At 32.5% G+C, this 17,073-nt stretch carries 12 protein-coding genes and 1 tRNA gene; 7 read left to right on the plus strand and 6 right to left on the minus strand.

Translation table 11 applies throughout. From position 1 onward, the window contains the following. Nucleotides 1-97 precede the first annotated feature (97 nt). The 3 genes from DLK05_RS10095 (at nucleotide 98) to DLK05_RS10105 (ending at nucleotide 2,943) form a co-directional block, all read left to right on the plus strand. Entirely contained in the window at nucleotides 98-1,492 is a 1,395-nt protein-coding gene (locus DLK05_RS10095) for a hypothetical protein (RefSeq protein ID WP_127343886.1), read from the plus strand. Then, nucleotides 1,489-2,118, plus strand: coding sequence for a recombinase family protein (locus tag DLK05_RS10100; protein ID WP_127343887.1), 630 nt, complete (start codon nucleotides 1,489-1,491; stop codon nucleotides 2,116-2,118). Before DLK05_RS10095 ends, DLK05_RS10100 begins: the two co-directional genes overlap by 4 nt. Nucleotides 2,119-2,268: 150 nt before the next feature. Then, nucleotides 2,269-2,943: a hypothetical protein gene (locus DLK05_RS10105; protein ID WP_127343888.1), complete on the plus strand. Its 675-nt coding sequence runs from the start codon at nucleotides 2,269-2,271 to the stop codon at nucleotides 2,941-2,943. A 402-nt stretch (nucleotides 2,944-3,345) separates the two neighbouring features. On the opposite strand, the gene DLK05_RS10110 is transcribed toward DLK05_RS10105, so the two are convergent. Beyond that, entirely contained in the window at nucleotides 3,346-3,549 is a 204-nt protein-coding gene (locus DLK05_RS10110; RefSeq protein WP_127343889.1) for a hypothetical protein, read from the minus strand. Between the two features lie 263 nt (nucleotides 3,550-3,812). On the opposite strand from DLK05_RS10110, the gene DLK05_RS10115 reads away from it, so the two are divergent. From DLK05_RS10115 to DLK05_RS10130, 3 genes are all read left to right on the plus strand, one after another. Continuing rightward, on the plus strand, nucleotides 3,813-5,975 hold the full coding sequence (locus tag DLK05_RS10115; protein WP_127343890.1) for a DNA-directed RNA polymerase subunit alpha C-terminal domain-containing protein: 2,163 nt from the start codon (nucleotides 3,813-3,815) through the stop codon (nucleotides 5,973-5,975). A 187-nt stretch (nucleotides 5,976-6,162) separates the two neighbouring features. Then, nucleotides 6,163-8,241 (plus strand): DNA sulfur modification protein DndD, encoded by a 2,079-nt coding sequence (dndD, locus tag DLK05_RS10125; protein WP_127343892.1) that lies wholly within the window; start codon nucleotides 6,163-6,165, stop codon nucleotides 8,239-8,241. Next, the gene (locus tag DLK05_RS10130) at nucleotides 8,174-9,823 is read left to right on the plus strand and encodes a DndE family protein (protein WP_209319825.1); all 1,650 of its coding nucleotides are present in this window, start codon (nucleotides 8,174-8,176) and stop codon (nucleotides 9,821-9,823) included. The genes dndD and DLK05_RS10130 overlap by 68 nt, the downstream gene beginning before the upstream one ends. 178 nt (nucleotides 9,824-10,001) lie before the next feature. On the opposite strand, the gene DLK05_RS10135 is transcribed toward DLK05_RS10130, so the two are convergent. Then, nucleotides 10,002-10,072 (minus strand) — tRNA-Cys (locus DLK05_RS10135). 116 nt (nucleotides 10,073-10,188) lie between these two features. Next, entirely contained in the window at nucleotides 10,189-10,539 is a 351-nt protein-coding gene (gene folB, locus DLK05_RS10140; protein WP_127343894.1) for a dihydroneopterin aldolase, read from the minus strand. Nucleotides 10,540-10,778: 239 nt separating this feature from the next. Between folB and DLK05_RS10145 the strand changes: the two genes are divergently transcribed. Then, entirely contained in the window at nucleotides 10,779-12,494 is a 1,716-nt protein-coding gene (locus DLK05_RS10145) for a glutamine--tRNA ligase/YqeY domain fusion protein (RefSeq protein WP_127343895.1), read from the plus strand. Nucleotides 12,495-12,700: 206 nt separating this feature from the next. Here the strand turns inward: DLK05_RS10145 and gltX are convergent, their stop codons facing one another. The 3 genes from gltX to metG all read right to left on the minus strand — a co-directional run bounded on the left by gltX (nucleotide 12,701) and on the right by metG (nucleotide 16,911). Then, entirely contained in the window at nucleotides 12,701-14,233 is a 1,533-nt protein-coding gene (gene gltX / locus DLK05_RS10150; RefSeq protein ID WP_127343896.1) for a glutamate--tRNA ligase, read from the minus strand. Between the two features lie 75 nt (nucleotides 14,234-14,308). Then, nucleotides 14,309-14,698 (minus strand): response regulator, encoded by a 390-nt coding sequence (locus DLK05_RS10155; protein WP_127343897.1) that lies wholly within the window; start codon nucleotides 14,696-14,698, stop codon nucleotides 14,309-14,311. A gap of 182 nt (nucleotides 14,699-14,880) precedes the next feature. After that, the gene (metG, locus tag DLK05_RS10160; protein WP_127343898.1) at nucleotides 14,881-16,911 is read right to left on the minus strand and encodes a methionine--tRNA ligase; all 2,031 of its coding nucleotides are present in this window, start codon (nucleotides 16,909-16,911) and stop codon (nucleotides 14,881-14,883) included. Nucleotides 16,912-17,073 lie beyond the last annotated feature (162 nt).

Genomic DNA, 17,073 nt, shown 5'->3' on the forward strand with positions numbered 1-17,073 from the left:
TAAAAAAAAATATCGCTCAAATAAATAACAGAAACGCACATTTTTTTGTGACGCATACACCATTTTTTTCGACAATTAACTAACTACTTTTTTACCCTTGCTAGACGGAATCACCTTAGAACCTACAAACTTTGATATCAGCCTTTGGATAAATCATCCAAAGCTGAAATTCAATGTTCTTACTTCTGTTGAAACTGGTGAGTTAATAGGGAGTCAAAAGGCGTATTATAATGGCTTGGAATTCACCATAGAACCAAAAGGAAAAGTCAAAATAAAAGGTTCCATTCACAAGTACTACAATAATGGTTTACACAATGGTGATCGCTTCACCTTTGATAATTTTATAAATGCGGTTAGCCAATTGTCGGAGTTTGGAGTCGTTCCTGAACAAACAATCTTAAGAGGTTTCGAAATCGGCTTAAACCTAGACACTTCCAAATCAAAGATAGACACCAAAACATTTCTAGATAGTATTTTATACTGTAGAGGTGTAAAGCATTCCGATATGGAAATCAGCGGAAAAGCGGGCTACGGTTACCGATTTAAAACTACAAATACTACCTACAAGTTCTACGATAAGATGGAACAAGCTTGTTTACAATCTGAAATGCTTCGAATTGAAACCAAGTTTACCAAAATGAGAGCGGTTGAAAACTACGGTATCTTAACACTCTCTGACCTTCTGAACAAAGAAAAGCTATCCAGATTAATCAAAGACAAGTATTTGAAATTCATTGACGAAACCATCTTCTTTGAGTGGGATCAAATCAAAACACCCCGTAAACTTCCAGCCAAATACAAAAGCATATTTAAAGACTTAAGAAACCCCGATTGGTGGATTAAGGATGATCGTTGCAGAAAAGAGCGAAACAAAAACAAAAAGCTACTAGAAACGCTCATAAACAAGTATGCTAAACGTAATATCAAAACCATCCTAAAAGACCTTATTTTATTAGAACTTCAAGCTTTTTCACGCACAAAAAAAGGGGACAGATACACCGAATTTGAAAACCTTCAGTCTTGGGATGAATCCAATAGCAAAAACGCAACAAAAAAGAAGACAGATACACCATGTATTGTATGGTGCGATTCGACCGACCAAAGGGAGGTAAAAAAAGAGAAAAGATATTGCGAGGTGTGTGGAAAGGAAATCACAGAACAAAGAATAGGTTCAAAATATTGTTCCAATAACAGAAAATGCAGAGATAAGGCTTACAACCTTAAAGTTTCAGAAAAAAGAAAGTCTAAAAGATTAAATCAGGAAAAGGAAATTATAAAAATCATCAAGGAAGTAGGTAATGAGTTAAAGCTTATAAGAACTACCAACCCCAAAAGAAAGGTCAACAAAGAAAAAGCCCAGAGAAAAACCTCAATCATTGTTTCGATTAATGGAAGAAGAAAATACTTCCACGGTTTAGCTGCACGGTTTTTCATACAGGAATTTGAAAAGAAAACCATTATCAACAACACAGACAAAAAGGTAAGTGCATGAATTCAGAAAAGAAAGTATACAAATATGCCAGAGTATCAACCGTAGGGCAGAATGAAGACAGACAGGTTGACGGACTAAAAGACATTAAAGGTGAATTAGTCATTGATAAATATTCAGGAATGATGCCATTTGCTGAAAGACCCAGTGGAAAGCTCATTATTGAGGCCGTTCGAAAAGATAAAATATCCGAATTAGTTGTTTATGATTTTGACCGATTAGGTAGAAGCGTTCCCGATGTATTGAACACCTTAGAATTGATGAAAGAAAATCAGGTAACAGTTTCAATCTACAAAATTGGAATGAAAAGCTATATCGATGGCCATTACAACCAAATGTTTGATTTCATGTCTGCTCTTATGGTTTTGGCTGCTAAAATGGAATATGACCGAATCAAAGACAGACAGTCGGAAGGTATTGCCATAGCCAAGGCAAAAGGAGTTTATAAGCTTCATGCAGGAAAAGGGAAAATGACCAAAGAGCAATACGAAAAACAACATGCTGATATTATCGAACTCTTAGGCGATGGAAAATCAATTCGGAATATTGCCAAGCTGGTAAAAAAATCCACGACCACTGTTCAACGAGTAAAAAAGCATATCGATACACAAAAAGCGTGTTCATTTTAGCAACACCCAAATGAATACACAAAACAGGGCTGTTTGCACCCTATTTGATAAGTATTCCTGTACAACCCAAAGGGTATACGCTAAAAAGATTACAAACAGAGAAAAAACAGAAATTTTAATATAAACCAATAACTAAAACAGAATTAAAAAATGGAATGTGAAATTTGTGGAAAACCAATTGAGAACAAGAGACCCGATAGTAAATATTGTTCTACATCTTGCATCAACAAAGCAAAACGAATAAGGGCAAAAGAAAGAGAATTAAACGAACTGGATAATTCTTATTCTGACACTGAAATTGACTCTTACGAACATCAGCAAATAAATCAAAATCTTTCCAATGAATTACGAAACGTAGAAAGAGAACACTTCGATTATATTACTAACCTAAAAGGAGAATATGAGAATAAAATCAGAATTTTAGAAGAGAAAAATCTAAAACAGGAATTCACTATAGAAAAACTGAAGGATGAAATTAGCAAGCTAAACGAGAAATACGCTAAGGAGATTACTAAGGCCAGAACTAACGCAACAAAAGAAACCGTTACGGCAATAACAAAGATGCCTGCTATTCAATCAATCTTAGGTGCTTTTACAAATACTCTAATTCCTAAACCTACAAATGGCCTTGGCGAATTAGCAGATCAATACAGTATTCAGGAAAAACAAATTATTAGTGCAATTAGAAAAATGAAACCCGATGAACAAAGTAATTTAATACAAATGCTCTACGTTTTTTTTGCAAAACCACACGAAGAGCAAATAGAAATATTTAGCACCTTACAAACCTACATGCTGCAATCCGAGGAAAACGAAGATGTGTAATTGCCAGGCAATTTTTATTTACAATTGAGCCAACTGATATTTTAAACTTCGGGAAATTAAGACCTGAATCACTAAAATATTAATTGGCTTTTTTTATTCCCTCCTAAACGGATAAGCGATCTAGATAAAATCGGGGTAAAAACTAGTTAAGATCTAGGTAAACACCCCTTAAATCCCCTTTATAATGGTTCTATTTGTAGGTTCTACTCTCTGTAAGTGCTTATTTTCCTAGAAAAATATTAATTTCCATTAAATTGATTTGTTTTACTATCAAAAGATCATTTAAGTAGGATAAACGAGCGGGATAGAAGCTAGATAAGTGATCGAGATAGAAACTAGATAAGATCGGATAAATACCCATTTAGAAAAACCCGACTTACAAAGGTCGGGTTTATTTTTACTTTACTTCTTAGTGTAATATTCACATTCTGCTTTAAACACCCCATTATTTTCAGAAATCTTGAACTGAATACCTTCAATAACTTCTCCCCGCGGATATTTCCCTAATTCCAAATTCAAAGCTAAAACAGCCTCCTCAACAGTAGACTTTCCAAAATTCTGACCATCTGAACTTACGACATGTTTCTTTAATTCTTCTATACTCATAATTATGGTTTTGGTTTTCCTTAAAATTAATCACTATAAATCAAACTACATTAAAAATGCATTTTTAAATCAATTTCCCCTTTATTTTCTTGCAGTACATAACTTGACTTACTCTAATATTTTAAGAAAAAATCTATTTAGAATGTTTATTGATAATTGCGTCTTAAAAATTACTAATTTAATCTACACTTTAAAAGGATTAATGTTTCATACATAATGATGCTAATTTTATTCCAAATTGGTATCTGACAAAGCAGTAATTAATGACAATTGATGAAATTTATAATAAGGGTGACATTACGATAAGAGCATATAATTCCTGCAAAAGTGCTGGAATTGAATTTGTCTCTGATCTAGTCCAATACTTTCAACAAAATGGTAGTTTTAAGAAATTTAGAAATTGTGGAAATAAAACAAATTCCGAGTTAATACATTTATGCCAAAAATACCAAAGTGTTGACTTAACTGATAAAAGCACCAGTCTTGAATATAAGATTAAAAATTTAAGTAAAATACAAAGACAAATCGTCAATAGTTATGTGAAATTTAACACCGAAAACTTAAGCGTAAGAAGTAAAAATGCCATTATTGGTATGATCGGAGAACCTCTTAGAATTAAAGATTTTTCTCAAATTATATTTGAGGATAAAAATTTTAAAATACAGCATATTCGCAATATAGGTAAAAACTCTATTCCAGAACTTGAAGCTTATTTAATAAAGATAAAAGATTTCACCCTCAAAGTATCAAATAATAAAAATGAAGATGAACTAATCATACTAAAAAACAAACATCTTATCCAAAACACTTTTTCAATAGAAACTATTCCTATCCCAATTCTTCAAAGTAAATCAATTATTATAATCTGCAATTTTCTAATTAATCAGAGGGTGTTTTTTAAAGAGAAACACAATTTAATTTTCCAAGAAACAATTAATGTTTTCATTAGAGATAAAGATCAATCTCTAGATGCTATTGCTAATAAGTTTTATTACACAAGAGAAAGAGTTAGACAAATTAGAGAGAAGTGCTATGATGAGCTATTCGAAAGGCTTTCCTTTCTTAAACACATTGAAGATGATTTTAACCGAAATTACCAGATTGACATTAATCGTGATTATTTAATAATTTCTAATGAAAGAGCTAATAATATTAATAGCAGGTATGGCACACACTTCACTAAAAACTTTTTAACGTACTTATTCTCTGTCTACTTGTCAGATAGTTATAACATTATAGGAAATATTAAAGATACACTTATTAATAAACAATTCTTATCAAGGAATAGACATAATTGGAAAAACATTTACCTTGTAAAAAAAGAATTTGATCAATTAATTGATCTCGAAAGCTTAATTGAAGATATAAGTTTTAGAACTCAAGAAAAAATAGAAGAAACCTATAGTTTTAATTTCAAAAGTTATTTATCAAGATTCTTAAAAACAAATAACTTAATAATAAGTGATATAATAGTAACTTTCTGCGAAAAACTATTAATCGAAGAACTAGATATATATCTAGACTTAGACGATAACATTATTTTTAATAGAACTACTATAAAGGGGCTACCAGAATATATAATTGAAGTACTTGATGAACTAGGTAAACCAACTACTATCGAGCATATATATTCAATACTAGATCAAGCATATCCTGGGTTAACGAAAAGTAGTGAGGCTTTAAGAGGTAGCTGCCAAAGGACTACAGAGCTTATTTATTTTGGACGAAGTAGTACATATGGACTGAGAAAATGGGAGAAAGAAAATACCAATATTAAAGGTGGTACCATCAGGAGTATTGTGAAAGACTACCTAGACACTGCAGATACACCAAAACACTCTTCACTAATAGTAGAATATGTATTACAATACAGGCCAAAATCAAATGAATATAGTATAATACAAAATCTAAAACTAGACGAATCAGGCACTTTCAAATTTTTCAAAAAATCTTATATTGGTTTATCATACAAAAGATATGATTCATCATATTCAGTTGCAAACAAGTGCGAAATACCTGAGAGAAAGACTTGGGAAGAAAGCTTTAAATTACTAACTGAATTTGTCAGTCAACATTCAAGACTACCCTATTCAAGTGGTTGCCCAAAAAGTGAAGAAGTTTTATATCGATGGTACCATATTCAAATACGTAATAATAATAACGGTAAATTAGAAATTGAGAAAAGTAATAAAATTCAAGCAATTAACAACCAATTCTCAAAATCAAAAAGGAAGAGTAATTCAAAAGAAAAATATAGTGAATTAAATACCTTCATAAAGACTAATAAACGACTGCCTAGTGCAAACAAACAAGGAGAAGAGAATCTTTATCAATTTTTCTACAAGCAAAGGAAACTCTTTAACAACAACACTATAAATATTGAAGATGAAAAAAGGTTTATCGAAATAGCTAAAGAACTCCAATAAAATCAAATATGAAGATATCCGAAATTAAAACTGTCCAGAATCTGAAGCTCAAAGAAATGTGTTCAGAAAAAAAAATAGATTATAACTCTATGCTCTCTTTGCTAGATTCGGTAAAAACTAAAAAACTCTTGAAGAGAAATAATTACCATCAACAAAAATTAAATGATGAAATTGAAAAAGCTCTAAAATGAAATTTACAGGAATTAAAATAAATAATTTCAGACAATATTATGGCAATAATGATATTGACCTAAGTACTGATTCAAACAAAAACATCATTTTAATTGGTGGTAAAAATGGGTATGGAAAAACTAACTTGTTATTATCAATTGTTTGGTGTCTATATGGAGAAAAGATTTCATTAGTCGATGAAAATTTCAAGAAAGAGATACAAAAGGAAAAGAACTATTCTCTTTTTATGAAACAGTCTATAAATTGGACTGCAATAAAAGAAAACAAAAATACTTTCTCTATTGAAATCAAGATTTCTGATATCAAGTTACCAGAAATTAAAAACATAGATAATAGTAATAGTATTATAATCAGGAGAGATTTCAATGTTTCTTCTATGGAAGAGAATATATCAATTAAAAACTCATCATCTTCCAAGGAATTATTTGAAGATGATATTGATAAAATCAACTTCATTAATGATTATGTTATTCCTCTAGACGCAGCAAAATTTGTATTTTTTGATGCTGAAAAAATCTCTGAGATTGCAAATTTATCTATAAAAGAAGAAGGTAGTTTTATAAATGATGCTTTAGGTAAAATACTAGGGCTTGATATTTATGAGACTTTAATAGATGATTTAGAAATTTTTAATAACAACTTAAAAAAAGAAGGAGCAACAAGAAATTTACAAGATCAGATAATAGATACAGAAAAAGCTATTGAAATATCTAAAAATCAAATAGAACAATTAGATGAAGATAGTGCTGAAACACAAAAGAGAATAGATGATTGTAAAAAAGAAATTCGAAACTTTAATAATCTTATTTCTCAACATAGTAAAAAAGGTAAATCTGAATTTGATAGAGAAAGTATTATTCTGCAAATCGAAAAATTAAAGGAGGAAGAGTCCCGTTTAGAAGAACGATTTAATGAACTAAGTGAAATAATTCCCCTCGCGATTTTAACTGGTAAACTAGAAGAAGTAAGCGATCATATCGAAATCCAAGAAAAAAATGAGATCTTTCAGAGTTCTGCAAAAGAAAACTCAATAATAGTAGAAAATTTCATTGAACAACTGTTCAATAAACCACCTGAACCAAATAATTCCTCTATGTCATTAAAGGACAAAATGTTCTACTATAGTAAAGCTCAAGATTTGAGCGCTGAATTATTTAAACAGAATGGAGGATACAAAGAATTAGATTTCGAACACGATCTTAATAATTCAGAGAAAAATCTCATAAACGATACGATTAATCTAGTAAATGTACAATCAAAAGATCTATTTGAAACAACAATTGAAACCTTTAATTCCGTTAAAAACCAAATATTTGAATCAAATAAAACATTAAGCAAAGTTGATGCCGATTTAGAAGATGAATTGATTCTTGAATATTCTTCAAAAAAGGAATCTACAGAAAGACAAGTTTCAGAATTTCACCAGAACATAGGTATTAATAAAGGTAAAGCTGAAAAACTCCGTAAAGATATTTTTCGATTAAATCAACAATACCAGAAATTACTCAAAAGAGTCGAAATCAATCAGCAAAACAAATTAAAAATTAATAAGAGTACTGAATATTTAAGCGTACTTAAAGATTTTGTATATGAACAAAAAGAATTAAAAAAGGACAGTTTAGCTAAAAACATCTTATCAGAAATGCAAAAATTGATGCATAAGCTAAATACCAGTGCAACACAGTTTGTGACAGATGTCAAAGTTACTATTTTAGCTGAAGGTAATGGTATGAAAATTTCTCTTTATAATGCTGATGATGAAGAAATAAAGAAAGAAATTTTATCTCAAGGTGAAAAACAACTTTATATTTCAAGTTTAATAAAAGCAATACTAAAAGAGTCCGTTCAAAAACTCCCGATTTTTATAGATACTCCTTTAGGTAGACTTGACGACGAACACATAAAAAACATCCTATTATACTATTATCCAGATCTATCTGAACAAGTAGTGATTTTATCTACAAATAATGAAATCACCCCAAAAAGATATAAAGACATTTCATCAAATGTCTCAAAATCTTACTTACTGGTTAATGATGGTACGGATACAATTTTTAAAAACGGATATTTCTAAAGATATGAGAATAAGAACAAGTAAAGAAAATGATGATCTTTTATACAAAATTAAGACTTTGTATAACTTCAAAAATGATGGAATTGTTCCTCGTATCGCTTATGTATATAGCCTCATGTCAGGAAAGTTATTTAAACTAGAAGATGAGATTAATCCTGATTCTGGTGGAAAAGAATTTCGAGATGCTAAATCTTTATTTGGTACAATCGTTAATGGTGTTCCGAACACAATCATTTATAAGGTTTCTCTAGACCAACACTATGGTAGAAACACTTTTGATGATGAATTCTCGAAACTGTTCAAATTACACTTAAACCATGGTTTACATCTATGGAATAAGGAAATCGAAGAATCTAACATCTCAAATGGTGGGCACATTGACATAATATTAAAAGCTGTAAAAAAAGGTCTTCTATTGCGTAAAAATATTACAAAAGTAGGTGTTGCCCCAAAAAGAAAAGATACCAAAGAATTTAAAAAGCCATTGTCATTCTCTCTTGGCAATACTGAAGATGGTTCAAATGTTGTTATAAAAATTAATGATTTAAGAGAATTTGATAATAGGAATATAGCTATTGCTGGGATGGCAGGCTCAGGAAAAACTCAGTTAATAAAAGATATTCTATACCAAATTTCAAGAAACTCTAATCATGAATTAAAGTTTGTATTTTTTGATTACAAAGGAGAAGGAAACCCAGAGCAATTAAAACCTTTCCTAAATGCAACTAAATGTGATTTTGTAGATATTGTTAATGATAGTGGTATCAAGTTTAATCCTTTTCTATCTATTAATCTAGACGAAAAACAAAGACCATTTAGTATTAAAGCATTTGTTGATACTATCGCTACATTCGTACCTAGTGTTGGAGTAGCTCAAAAAAATATTTTGACAAATATAATTACGGATCTATTTGATGAAAAAAATGGAACGTATCCAACTATTAATGAGCTTTTTAAAAAATTTGAAGAATATTACGAAGAAAACAATAAAAAACCTGACACATTATATGCTGGAATTCAAGATCTAACAATAAATATTTTTGATTGTAATCCTAACAATATTGACATTTTAGAAAATAGCTTATATATAAATCTACCACCAGCTCTTTCAGATACTCTAAGACAATTAGTAGTATTTTTATTATTAAGATATTTTAATACATTTTTCAGTTCAACTAATGACTGCGAACCCAAAGAGCATATTTTCCCTCTTCGGTATGTTATTGTAATTGATGAAGTGCATATCTATCTCAAAAATAAAAATGCTAGAAAAGCATTAGAAGAACTTTTGAGATTACTTAGGTCCAAAGGAGTAGTAATTGTATTATTGTCCCAAGGAGTTGAAGACTATAAAACAAAAGACTTTGATTTCGCTTCTCAGGTAAAACTACCAATATGTCTTAATGTACAAAACAAAGATTATAAGTCAATTAGCTCTTTCGTGGGAACTCCGAGCAGTAAGTATAAGCTTGAAACCGAAATTAAAAAACTAGATTCGGGAAAAGGCCTTATTAATTTAAGCGAACCTAAAATGATTAAATTAAGACAATTCTGGAAAACTGTAAAACAAGAAAATTTATAAAAATGTGCTAACAAAGTGTCATATATTAATAAATCCTCAATACTATCACTTTGGGGATTTTTTATTTTATATCTAAACCATTATGACTTAAAAAAACAAAGCGGCAACAAAAGCGGCAACACATAAAAACAATAAAGCCCCAACTCGTTAAGAATTGGGGCTTTATAAATTTACTTAGAGGTCTCTGGCGGATTCGAACCGCCGTGGATGGTTTTGCAGACCACTGCCTAGCCACTCGGCCAAGAGACCCTTTTTCCTGTAAGGCGTTGCAAAGATATAAATTTCTATTTTACCTGAACAAACTTTTTTTAGCTTTTGTAATAAAAAATTAAAGCATTGTCTGCAATGCCAGACTAATCAGACTTTTATCGGCTTAAACTCAAGCTAACTTTTTCGATTTGTCCGCCCATTGGAGGATTCATTTTTGATAGTTTTACTGTTGCGTGCTTTAATTCCGGGAAATTAGCATACAAGGTGTCCAAAATTCTTTCGCATACATGTTCCAGTAAATGAGATTTAATTTGCAGCTGTTCCTTGATCATCTCGTAAGCACGTTGATAGTTTAGAGCATCTCCAATCGTATCGCTTTTAGCTGCTTGTTGGGCGTCATACTCCATCCGAACATATACTGTGAATTTATTGCCGACAATTTGTTCTTCCTTAAAGCATCCATGATAGGCATAAAATTCCATGCCCTCCAATTCAATTATTCCCATTTTTTTAGATCTCCTATTATTTGGCGAAAATAAGGGTTTAATTTTCAATAGCAAAATTCTATTTTTTATCCCGATAAGGAGACCCAGCCGTTAAAAATTAAGGGAATTTCTATACTTTTGTTTTTTCGTTTTGTTTTGCAAGCAATAAAACAATTTATTGTGCGTAATTTGTTTCGAAAGGCAAGGCAGGATTCCATTCCGAATCCGGGTAAATCATGTATCATTTTAAATGAAGTAGTATGGATAACAAAACAGCAAAAGAAGAGAATGTTAATGAAAGCAAATCTCTTAATTTTATCCAGCAGATTATTGAAGAGGATCTGAAAAATAATGTGAATGATGGAAGAGTGCATACTCGGTTTCCTCCGGAGCCAAATGGGTATCTTCACATCGGACACGCTAAGTCGATATGCCTGAACTTTAGCCTTGCCCAGCAATATCAAGGAAAATGTAATTTACGATTTGATGATACGAATCCTGTAAAAGAGGACACAGAGTATGTTAACTCCATTATGGAGGATATAAAATGGCTAGGATTCCAGTGGGATGGCGAGCCTTTATACACTTCGAATTACTTTGATCAGCTTTATGAATGGGCGGTTAAATTGATTCAAGATGGAAAAGCTTATATCGATGATCAAACAGCAGAGCAAATTTCTGAGCAAAAAAAATCACCAAGTGAAGCTGGAATTGAAAGCCCTTATCGTAGCCGAAGTGTAGCGGAAAATTTGGATTTGTTCGAGAGAATGAAGAATGGCGAGTTTAAGGATGGAGAAAAAGTTTTGCGAGCCAAGATTGATATGGCTTCTCCAAATATGCATATGCGTGACCCAATCATGTATCGTATTATGCATGCAACACATCACCGAACTGGGGATAAATGGTGTATCTATCCGATGTATGACTATGCTCATGGGGAGTCGGATTATATTGAAGGGATCACGCATTCCATTTGTACTTTGGAATTTGAGGTTCATCGTCCATTATACGAATGGTTTGTTAAAAACCTTACAAATACTGATTATAGACCAAAACAGCGTGAATTTGCTCGTTTAAATTTGAGCTACACGGTAATGAGTAAGCGTAAATTGCTTGAGTTGGTTACGGATCATCATGTAAATGGTTGGGACGATCCACGGATGCCTACCGTTTCCGGATTACGCCGAAGAGGATTCACACCTGCTTCCATTCGTAATTTTGCTGATATTATTGGTGTTGCCAAGCGTAACAATGTTATCGATGTCTCGCTTTTGGAACATTGTGTTCGGGAAGATTTGAATAAAACAGCTCCTCGTGTGATGGGGGTTTTAAATCCAGTAAAACTGATTATCGTTAATTATCCTGAGGATAAAGAAGAGTTTTTGAATATTGAAAACAATCCGGAAGATCTGGAAAGTGGAAGTCGTGAAATTCCTTTTTCTCGTGAATTATTTATTGAACGAGAGGATTTTATGGAGGATGCTCCAAGAAAATTCTTCAGAATGACTCCTGGACGTGAGGTTCGTTTAAAAGCGGGTTATATTGTGATGTGCGAGAAAGCGGTAAAAGATGCTGATGGCACCATCACCGAAATTCATTGTACCTATGATCCTAAATCGAAGAGTGGTAGTGGAACGGAGGAGTGCAAACGGAAGGTGAAAGGTACGCTTCATTGGGTATCTGCAAAGCACGCTTTAAAAGCAGAGGTGAGATTGTATGATCGTCTTTTTAATGATGAGGCGCCGGATGGTCATAAGGAAACGGATTTTAAAGAATTTATTAATCTGGATTCCTTAAGTATTTTGGATACTTGTTATGTAGAACCGAGCTTGCAAACTGCAAAGCCGGAAGATCATTTTCAATTTCAACGTATAGGATATTTCTCTTTGGATAAAGATTCTTCTGCGGAGAAATTAATTTTTAACCGAACAGTTTCATTGAAAGATTCCTGGGCAAAAACACAGAAGAAAAAGTAATCTTTCGATTAGATATATTTAAACCTGGCAGATATAGAAATCTGTCAGGTTTTTTTGTACCAACAAAAGTAGCATGTCCACTTTCCTAAAATAACTTGACAGATTGTTAGATTATAAATTAGGAGTTAATTCAATTTCTCCTAATCCATTTTGTAAAAAAACCACTCCCGAAATGGAAGTGGCTGTTCAAGAAGATTTGATCTCCTTTATTTTTTGATGTTTTCGATAGCGTAATTCAGACGGGAGATGGTTTCATTCTTTCCAAGAATTTCGATAATATCAAACATATGAGGACCTTTTCCTGCACCAACCATAGCCAATCGGAATGGATTCATCACTTTTCCAAAACCAATTTCTTTGGAAGTAATCCATTCTTTAATAATTGCTTCTGAATTTTCTGAGGTGAATTCTTCGATACCTTCCAATATCGAAGCCAATTCACTCATTAAATCCGGCGTATCTTCTTTCCAACCTTTTTTCAGAGATTTTGCATCGTATTCTTCTGGTGCTTCAAAAAAGAAATTCACCTGATCCCATAATTCTGATATAAAATCTACACGGTCTTTTACCATTCCGCAAACACGATTCACGATTTCTGGATTCGCAGTAATGTCTTTCTCCTTTAAAATCTGTTCGGCGAATAATGTTCCAATTTCATCATCTGATTTTTTCATCAAATATTGACGGTTGTACCATTTTGTTTTTTCAGGATCGAATTTAGAACCCGATTTTCCAACTCGTTCCAGACTGAAGACCTGTGCTAATTCCTCCATAGAGAATATTTCCTGCTCAGTTCCAGGATTCCAGCCTAGGAATGCAAGCATGTTGATAAATGCTTCCGGGAAATAACCTTCTTCACGGTATCCTGATGATATTTCCTGCGATTTTGGATCAGTCCATTTCAAAGGAAATACAGGAAATCCTAATTTATCACCATCCCGTTTGCTTAATTTCCCCTTTCCTACAGGTTTTAAAATTAATGGAAGATGTGCGAATTTTGGCATATCAGCTTCCCATCCAAGTTTTTTATATAACAAAACATGCAATGGCATAGAGGGTAACCACTCTTCACCACGAATTACATGAGAAATCTTCATGAGATAATCATCAACCACATTTGCTAGATGATAGGTAGGCATCCCATCCGATTTAAATAGAACTTTGTCATCTAGAGTTGAGGTATTGAAAACTACGTGACCTCGAATTTCATCATTAAGATGAAGCTCTTCTCCAATAGGCATTTTAAATCGAATTACATAAGCTACACCGGCATCAATTTTACCTTGGACTTCTTCATGTGATAAGGATAGGGAGTTATTTAAATTATCACGGGTTTGGTGATTGTAAGTAAAAGTTTTTTTCTCCTCTTCATATTTTTTACGAATACTATCTAGCTCTTCAGGCGTATCGAATGCATAGTAAGCATCTTTTGAAGCGATTAACTTATCAGCATATTCACGATACATTGGTTTGCGCTCCGACTGACGATAAGGTCCATATTCTCCACCAATTGTGGCACCTTCATCAATTTTAATTCCGCACCATTTTAGAGCCTCAACAATATAATCTTCGGCACCAAGAACGTAACGGGTTTGATCGGTATCTTCAATTCTTAGCAAAAAGTCGCCATTGTGTTTTTTTGCAAATAAATAGTTGAAAAGGGCTGTTCTAACACCTCCCATATGAAGTGGTCCAGTTGGACTTGGGGCAAATCGTACTCTTACTTTCTTATCGTTCATTGTAATATCCGTTAATTTGGCAACAAAGATAAGAAATATGGATTAGGATTGGAGAAGAGAAAAAGCAAAAATATATTATTGTAAAAATCTGGCAATAATGCTTTTTAAAGCACCAATATCGATAGGTTTGGTAACAAAATCATCGCATCCGGCAGCCATAATTTCCTCATATGCTTCCCCGTAATGGTAAGCCGTTTGAGCAATAACGGGAATATTTCTTTTCAATTTCTTGATGCTTCGTGTCGCTTCATAGCCATTTATTATTGGCATTTGCATATCCATTAGCACTAAATCGATTTGTGGATTGGATTCAAATAAATGAATTGCCTCTTGTCCATCATGGGCACGAATCAAATGAACCTTTGTATCGATAAGTATTTCTTCTAAAAAAATATAGTTGAAATCTTCATCTTCGGCTATTAGCAATACTTTGCCTTCCCAATTATATTTAGAAGAAAAATTCATGTAGCAGTAGGTCTTTTAATAATTTTTTGCGATGACTTTATCAAAGTTAAATTAATAAGTCATAACATAAAAATAGTTTTAGTGTTTTTTTCTTTTTATTTAAATTATGGCGAGTTAATTAAGCGCAAAAAAACAGGGAGAATTTCAATCGAAATTCCCCCTTTTATAATATTTAGTGCTATCTATCTTATTTCAGAACCAGGCTTAATAGTTTGGTCTGGAGAAACAAAGGAAAGTTTACCATCTGCATTTTCAGCCATAAGAATCATTCCCTGAGACTCAATTCCTTTTAGCATTTTTGGTTCAAGATTTACTAATACGCTAACCTGCTTACCTATAATATCTTCAGGTTTATAATATTCTGCAATTCCTGATACAATTGTTCTTTGATCAATTCCTGTATCAACCAACAATTTTAATAACTTCTTTGTTTTGGCAACTTTTTCGGCTTCTAAAATTGTTCCAACCCGTATATCAAGTTTCATGAAATCATCAAAATTGATATTCTCCTTAGCTGGCACTACCACCTTATTGGCAGCTTGATTGGCAACTTTTGTTGCTAATAATTTATCAATCTGAGTTTGTATGGTACTATCTTCTATTTTATCGAATAGTAAGGCAGCTTTATTAATTTGATGACCATCAGCAAGTACATTACTTCCAATATTTTCCCAATCAAGTTTTTCCATATTCAGAAAATCCCGAAGTTTTTGTGCTGTGAAGGGAAGAAATGGTTCTATCAGGGTTGAAAGATTAGCTGAAATCTGAAGACAAACATTCATGATGGTTTTTACACGGGCTTCATCGGTTTTTATCATTTTCCAGGGTTCCGTATCAGCAAGATATTTGTTTCCTAAACGAGCTAAATTCATAGCATCTTTTAAAGCTTCCCGAAAATGATAATTTTCTATATTCTTTTCAACCTGTTTCTTGATTTGGGCAATTTCAGCAAGTGTCTCTGTATCGAAATTTGTTAGTTCCCCTGCAGCAGGGATTATACCATCAAAATATTTATGAGTAAGTACTAAAGCACGATTCACAAAATTTCCTAATATAGCTACCAATTCGTTATTGTTACGTGCCTGAAAATCTTTCCATGTAAAATCGTTATCTTTTGTCTCAGGAGCATTTGCGGTTAATACATATCGTAAAACATCCTGTTTTTCAGGAAATTCCTCTAAATATTCATGTAACCATACAGCCCAGTTTCTGCTGGTTGAAATTTTATCTCCTTCCAAGTTTAAAAATTCGTTGGCAGGCACATTTTCTGGTAAAATATAAGAACCTTCTGCTTGTAGCATGGCAGGGAAAATAATGCAATGGAATACAATATTATCTTTTCCGATAAAATGAACCATTTTTGAATCTTCTGCTTTCCAGTATTTTTCCCAATCCGGAGTAAGTTCTTTCGTTGCAGAAATGTATCCGATGGGAGCATCGAACCAAACGTAAAGTACTTTTCCTTCGCCACCTTCAGCAGGAACAGGTACACCCCAATTTAGATCCCGTGTTACTGCACGTGGATGCAATCCGTTATCCAACCAAGACTTACATTGTCCGTAAACATTAGCTTTCCATTCTTTGTGATCCTCAAGTATCCACTTTTTAAGTTGATTTTCATATTTATCTAAAGGCAAATACCAATGTTTAGTTTCTTTTAATTCTGGTTTATTGCCTGTGATAGATGAGGTTGGGTTAATTAAATCCGTAGCATTTAGCGAAGTTCCGCAACTCTCGCATTGATCACCATAGGCTCCATCACTATTACAATGTGGACAGGTTCCTGTAATATATCGATCGGCTAAAAATTGATTTGCATTCACATCATAAAATTGTTCGCTGGTTTTTTCTATAAATACACCTTTGTTGTAAAGTGTTTTAAAGAATTCTGAAGCAGTTTCATGGTGTATTTTTGAACTGGTTCTGGAATATATATCAAACGAAATTCCAAATTTTTCAAATGAATCTTTAATTATATTGTGATATTTATCAACTACATCTTGAGGGGTTATTCCTTCTTTCTGAGCTTTGATGGTAATCGGTACACCATGTTCATCCGAACCACCAATCAATAGTACATCTTCGCCTTTCATTCTTAAATATCTGGTATATATGTCCGCTGGAACATACACGCCAGCTAAATGCCCTATGTGAACAGGTCCATTTGCATATGGTAATGCAGTGGTTACAAGAGTTCTGTTAAATTTTTTCATTTGAAATAATTATTTTCGAAAGGAAAAGTCATCGATGTTTTGATTTCAAGATTCCTCTGTTAATTTTGTTTACTTACTTGATTAATAATGATGATTGTATCAAATTGTTGGCAAAGATAAGATAGAATTGGCAATAAAGTTATTACCCATTTGTATTTTATT

This window comes from Ancylomarina longa (genome assembly GCF_003996985.1).
Classification (GTDB): domain Bacteria; phylum Bacteroidota; class Bacteroidia; order Bacteroidales; family Marinifilaceae; genus Ancylomarina_A; species Ancylomarina_A longa.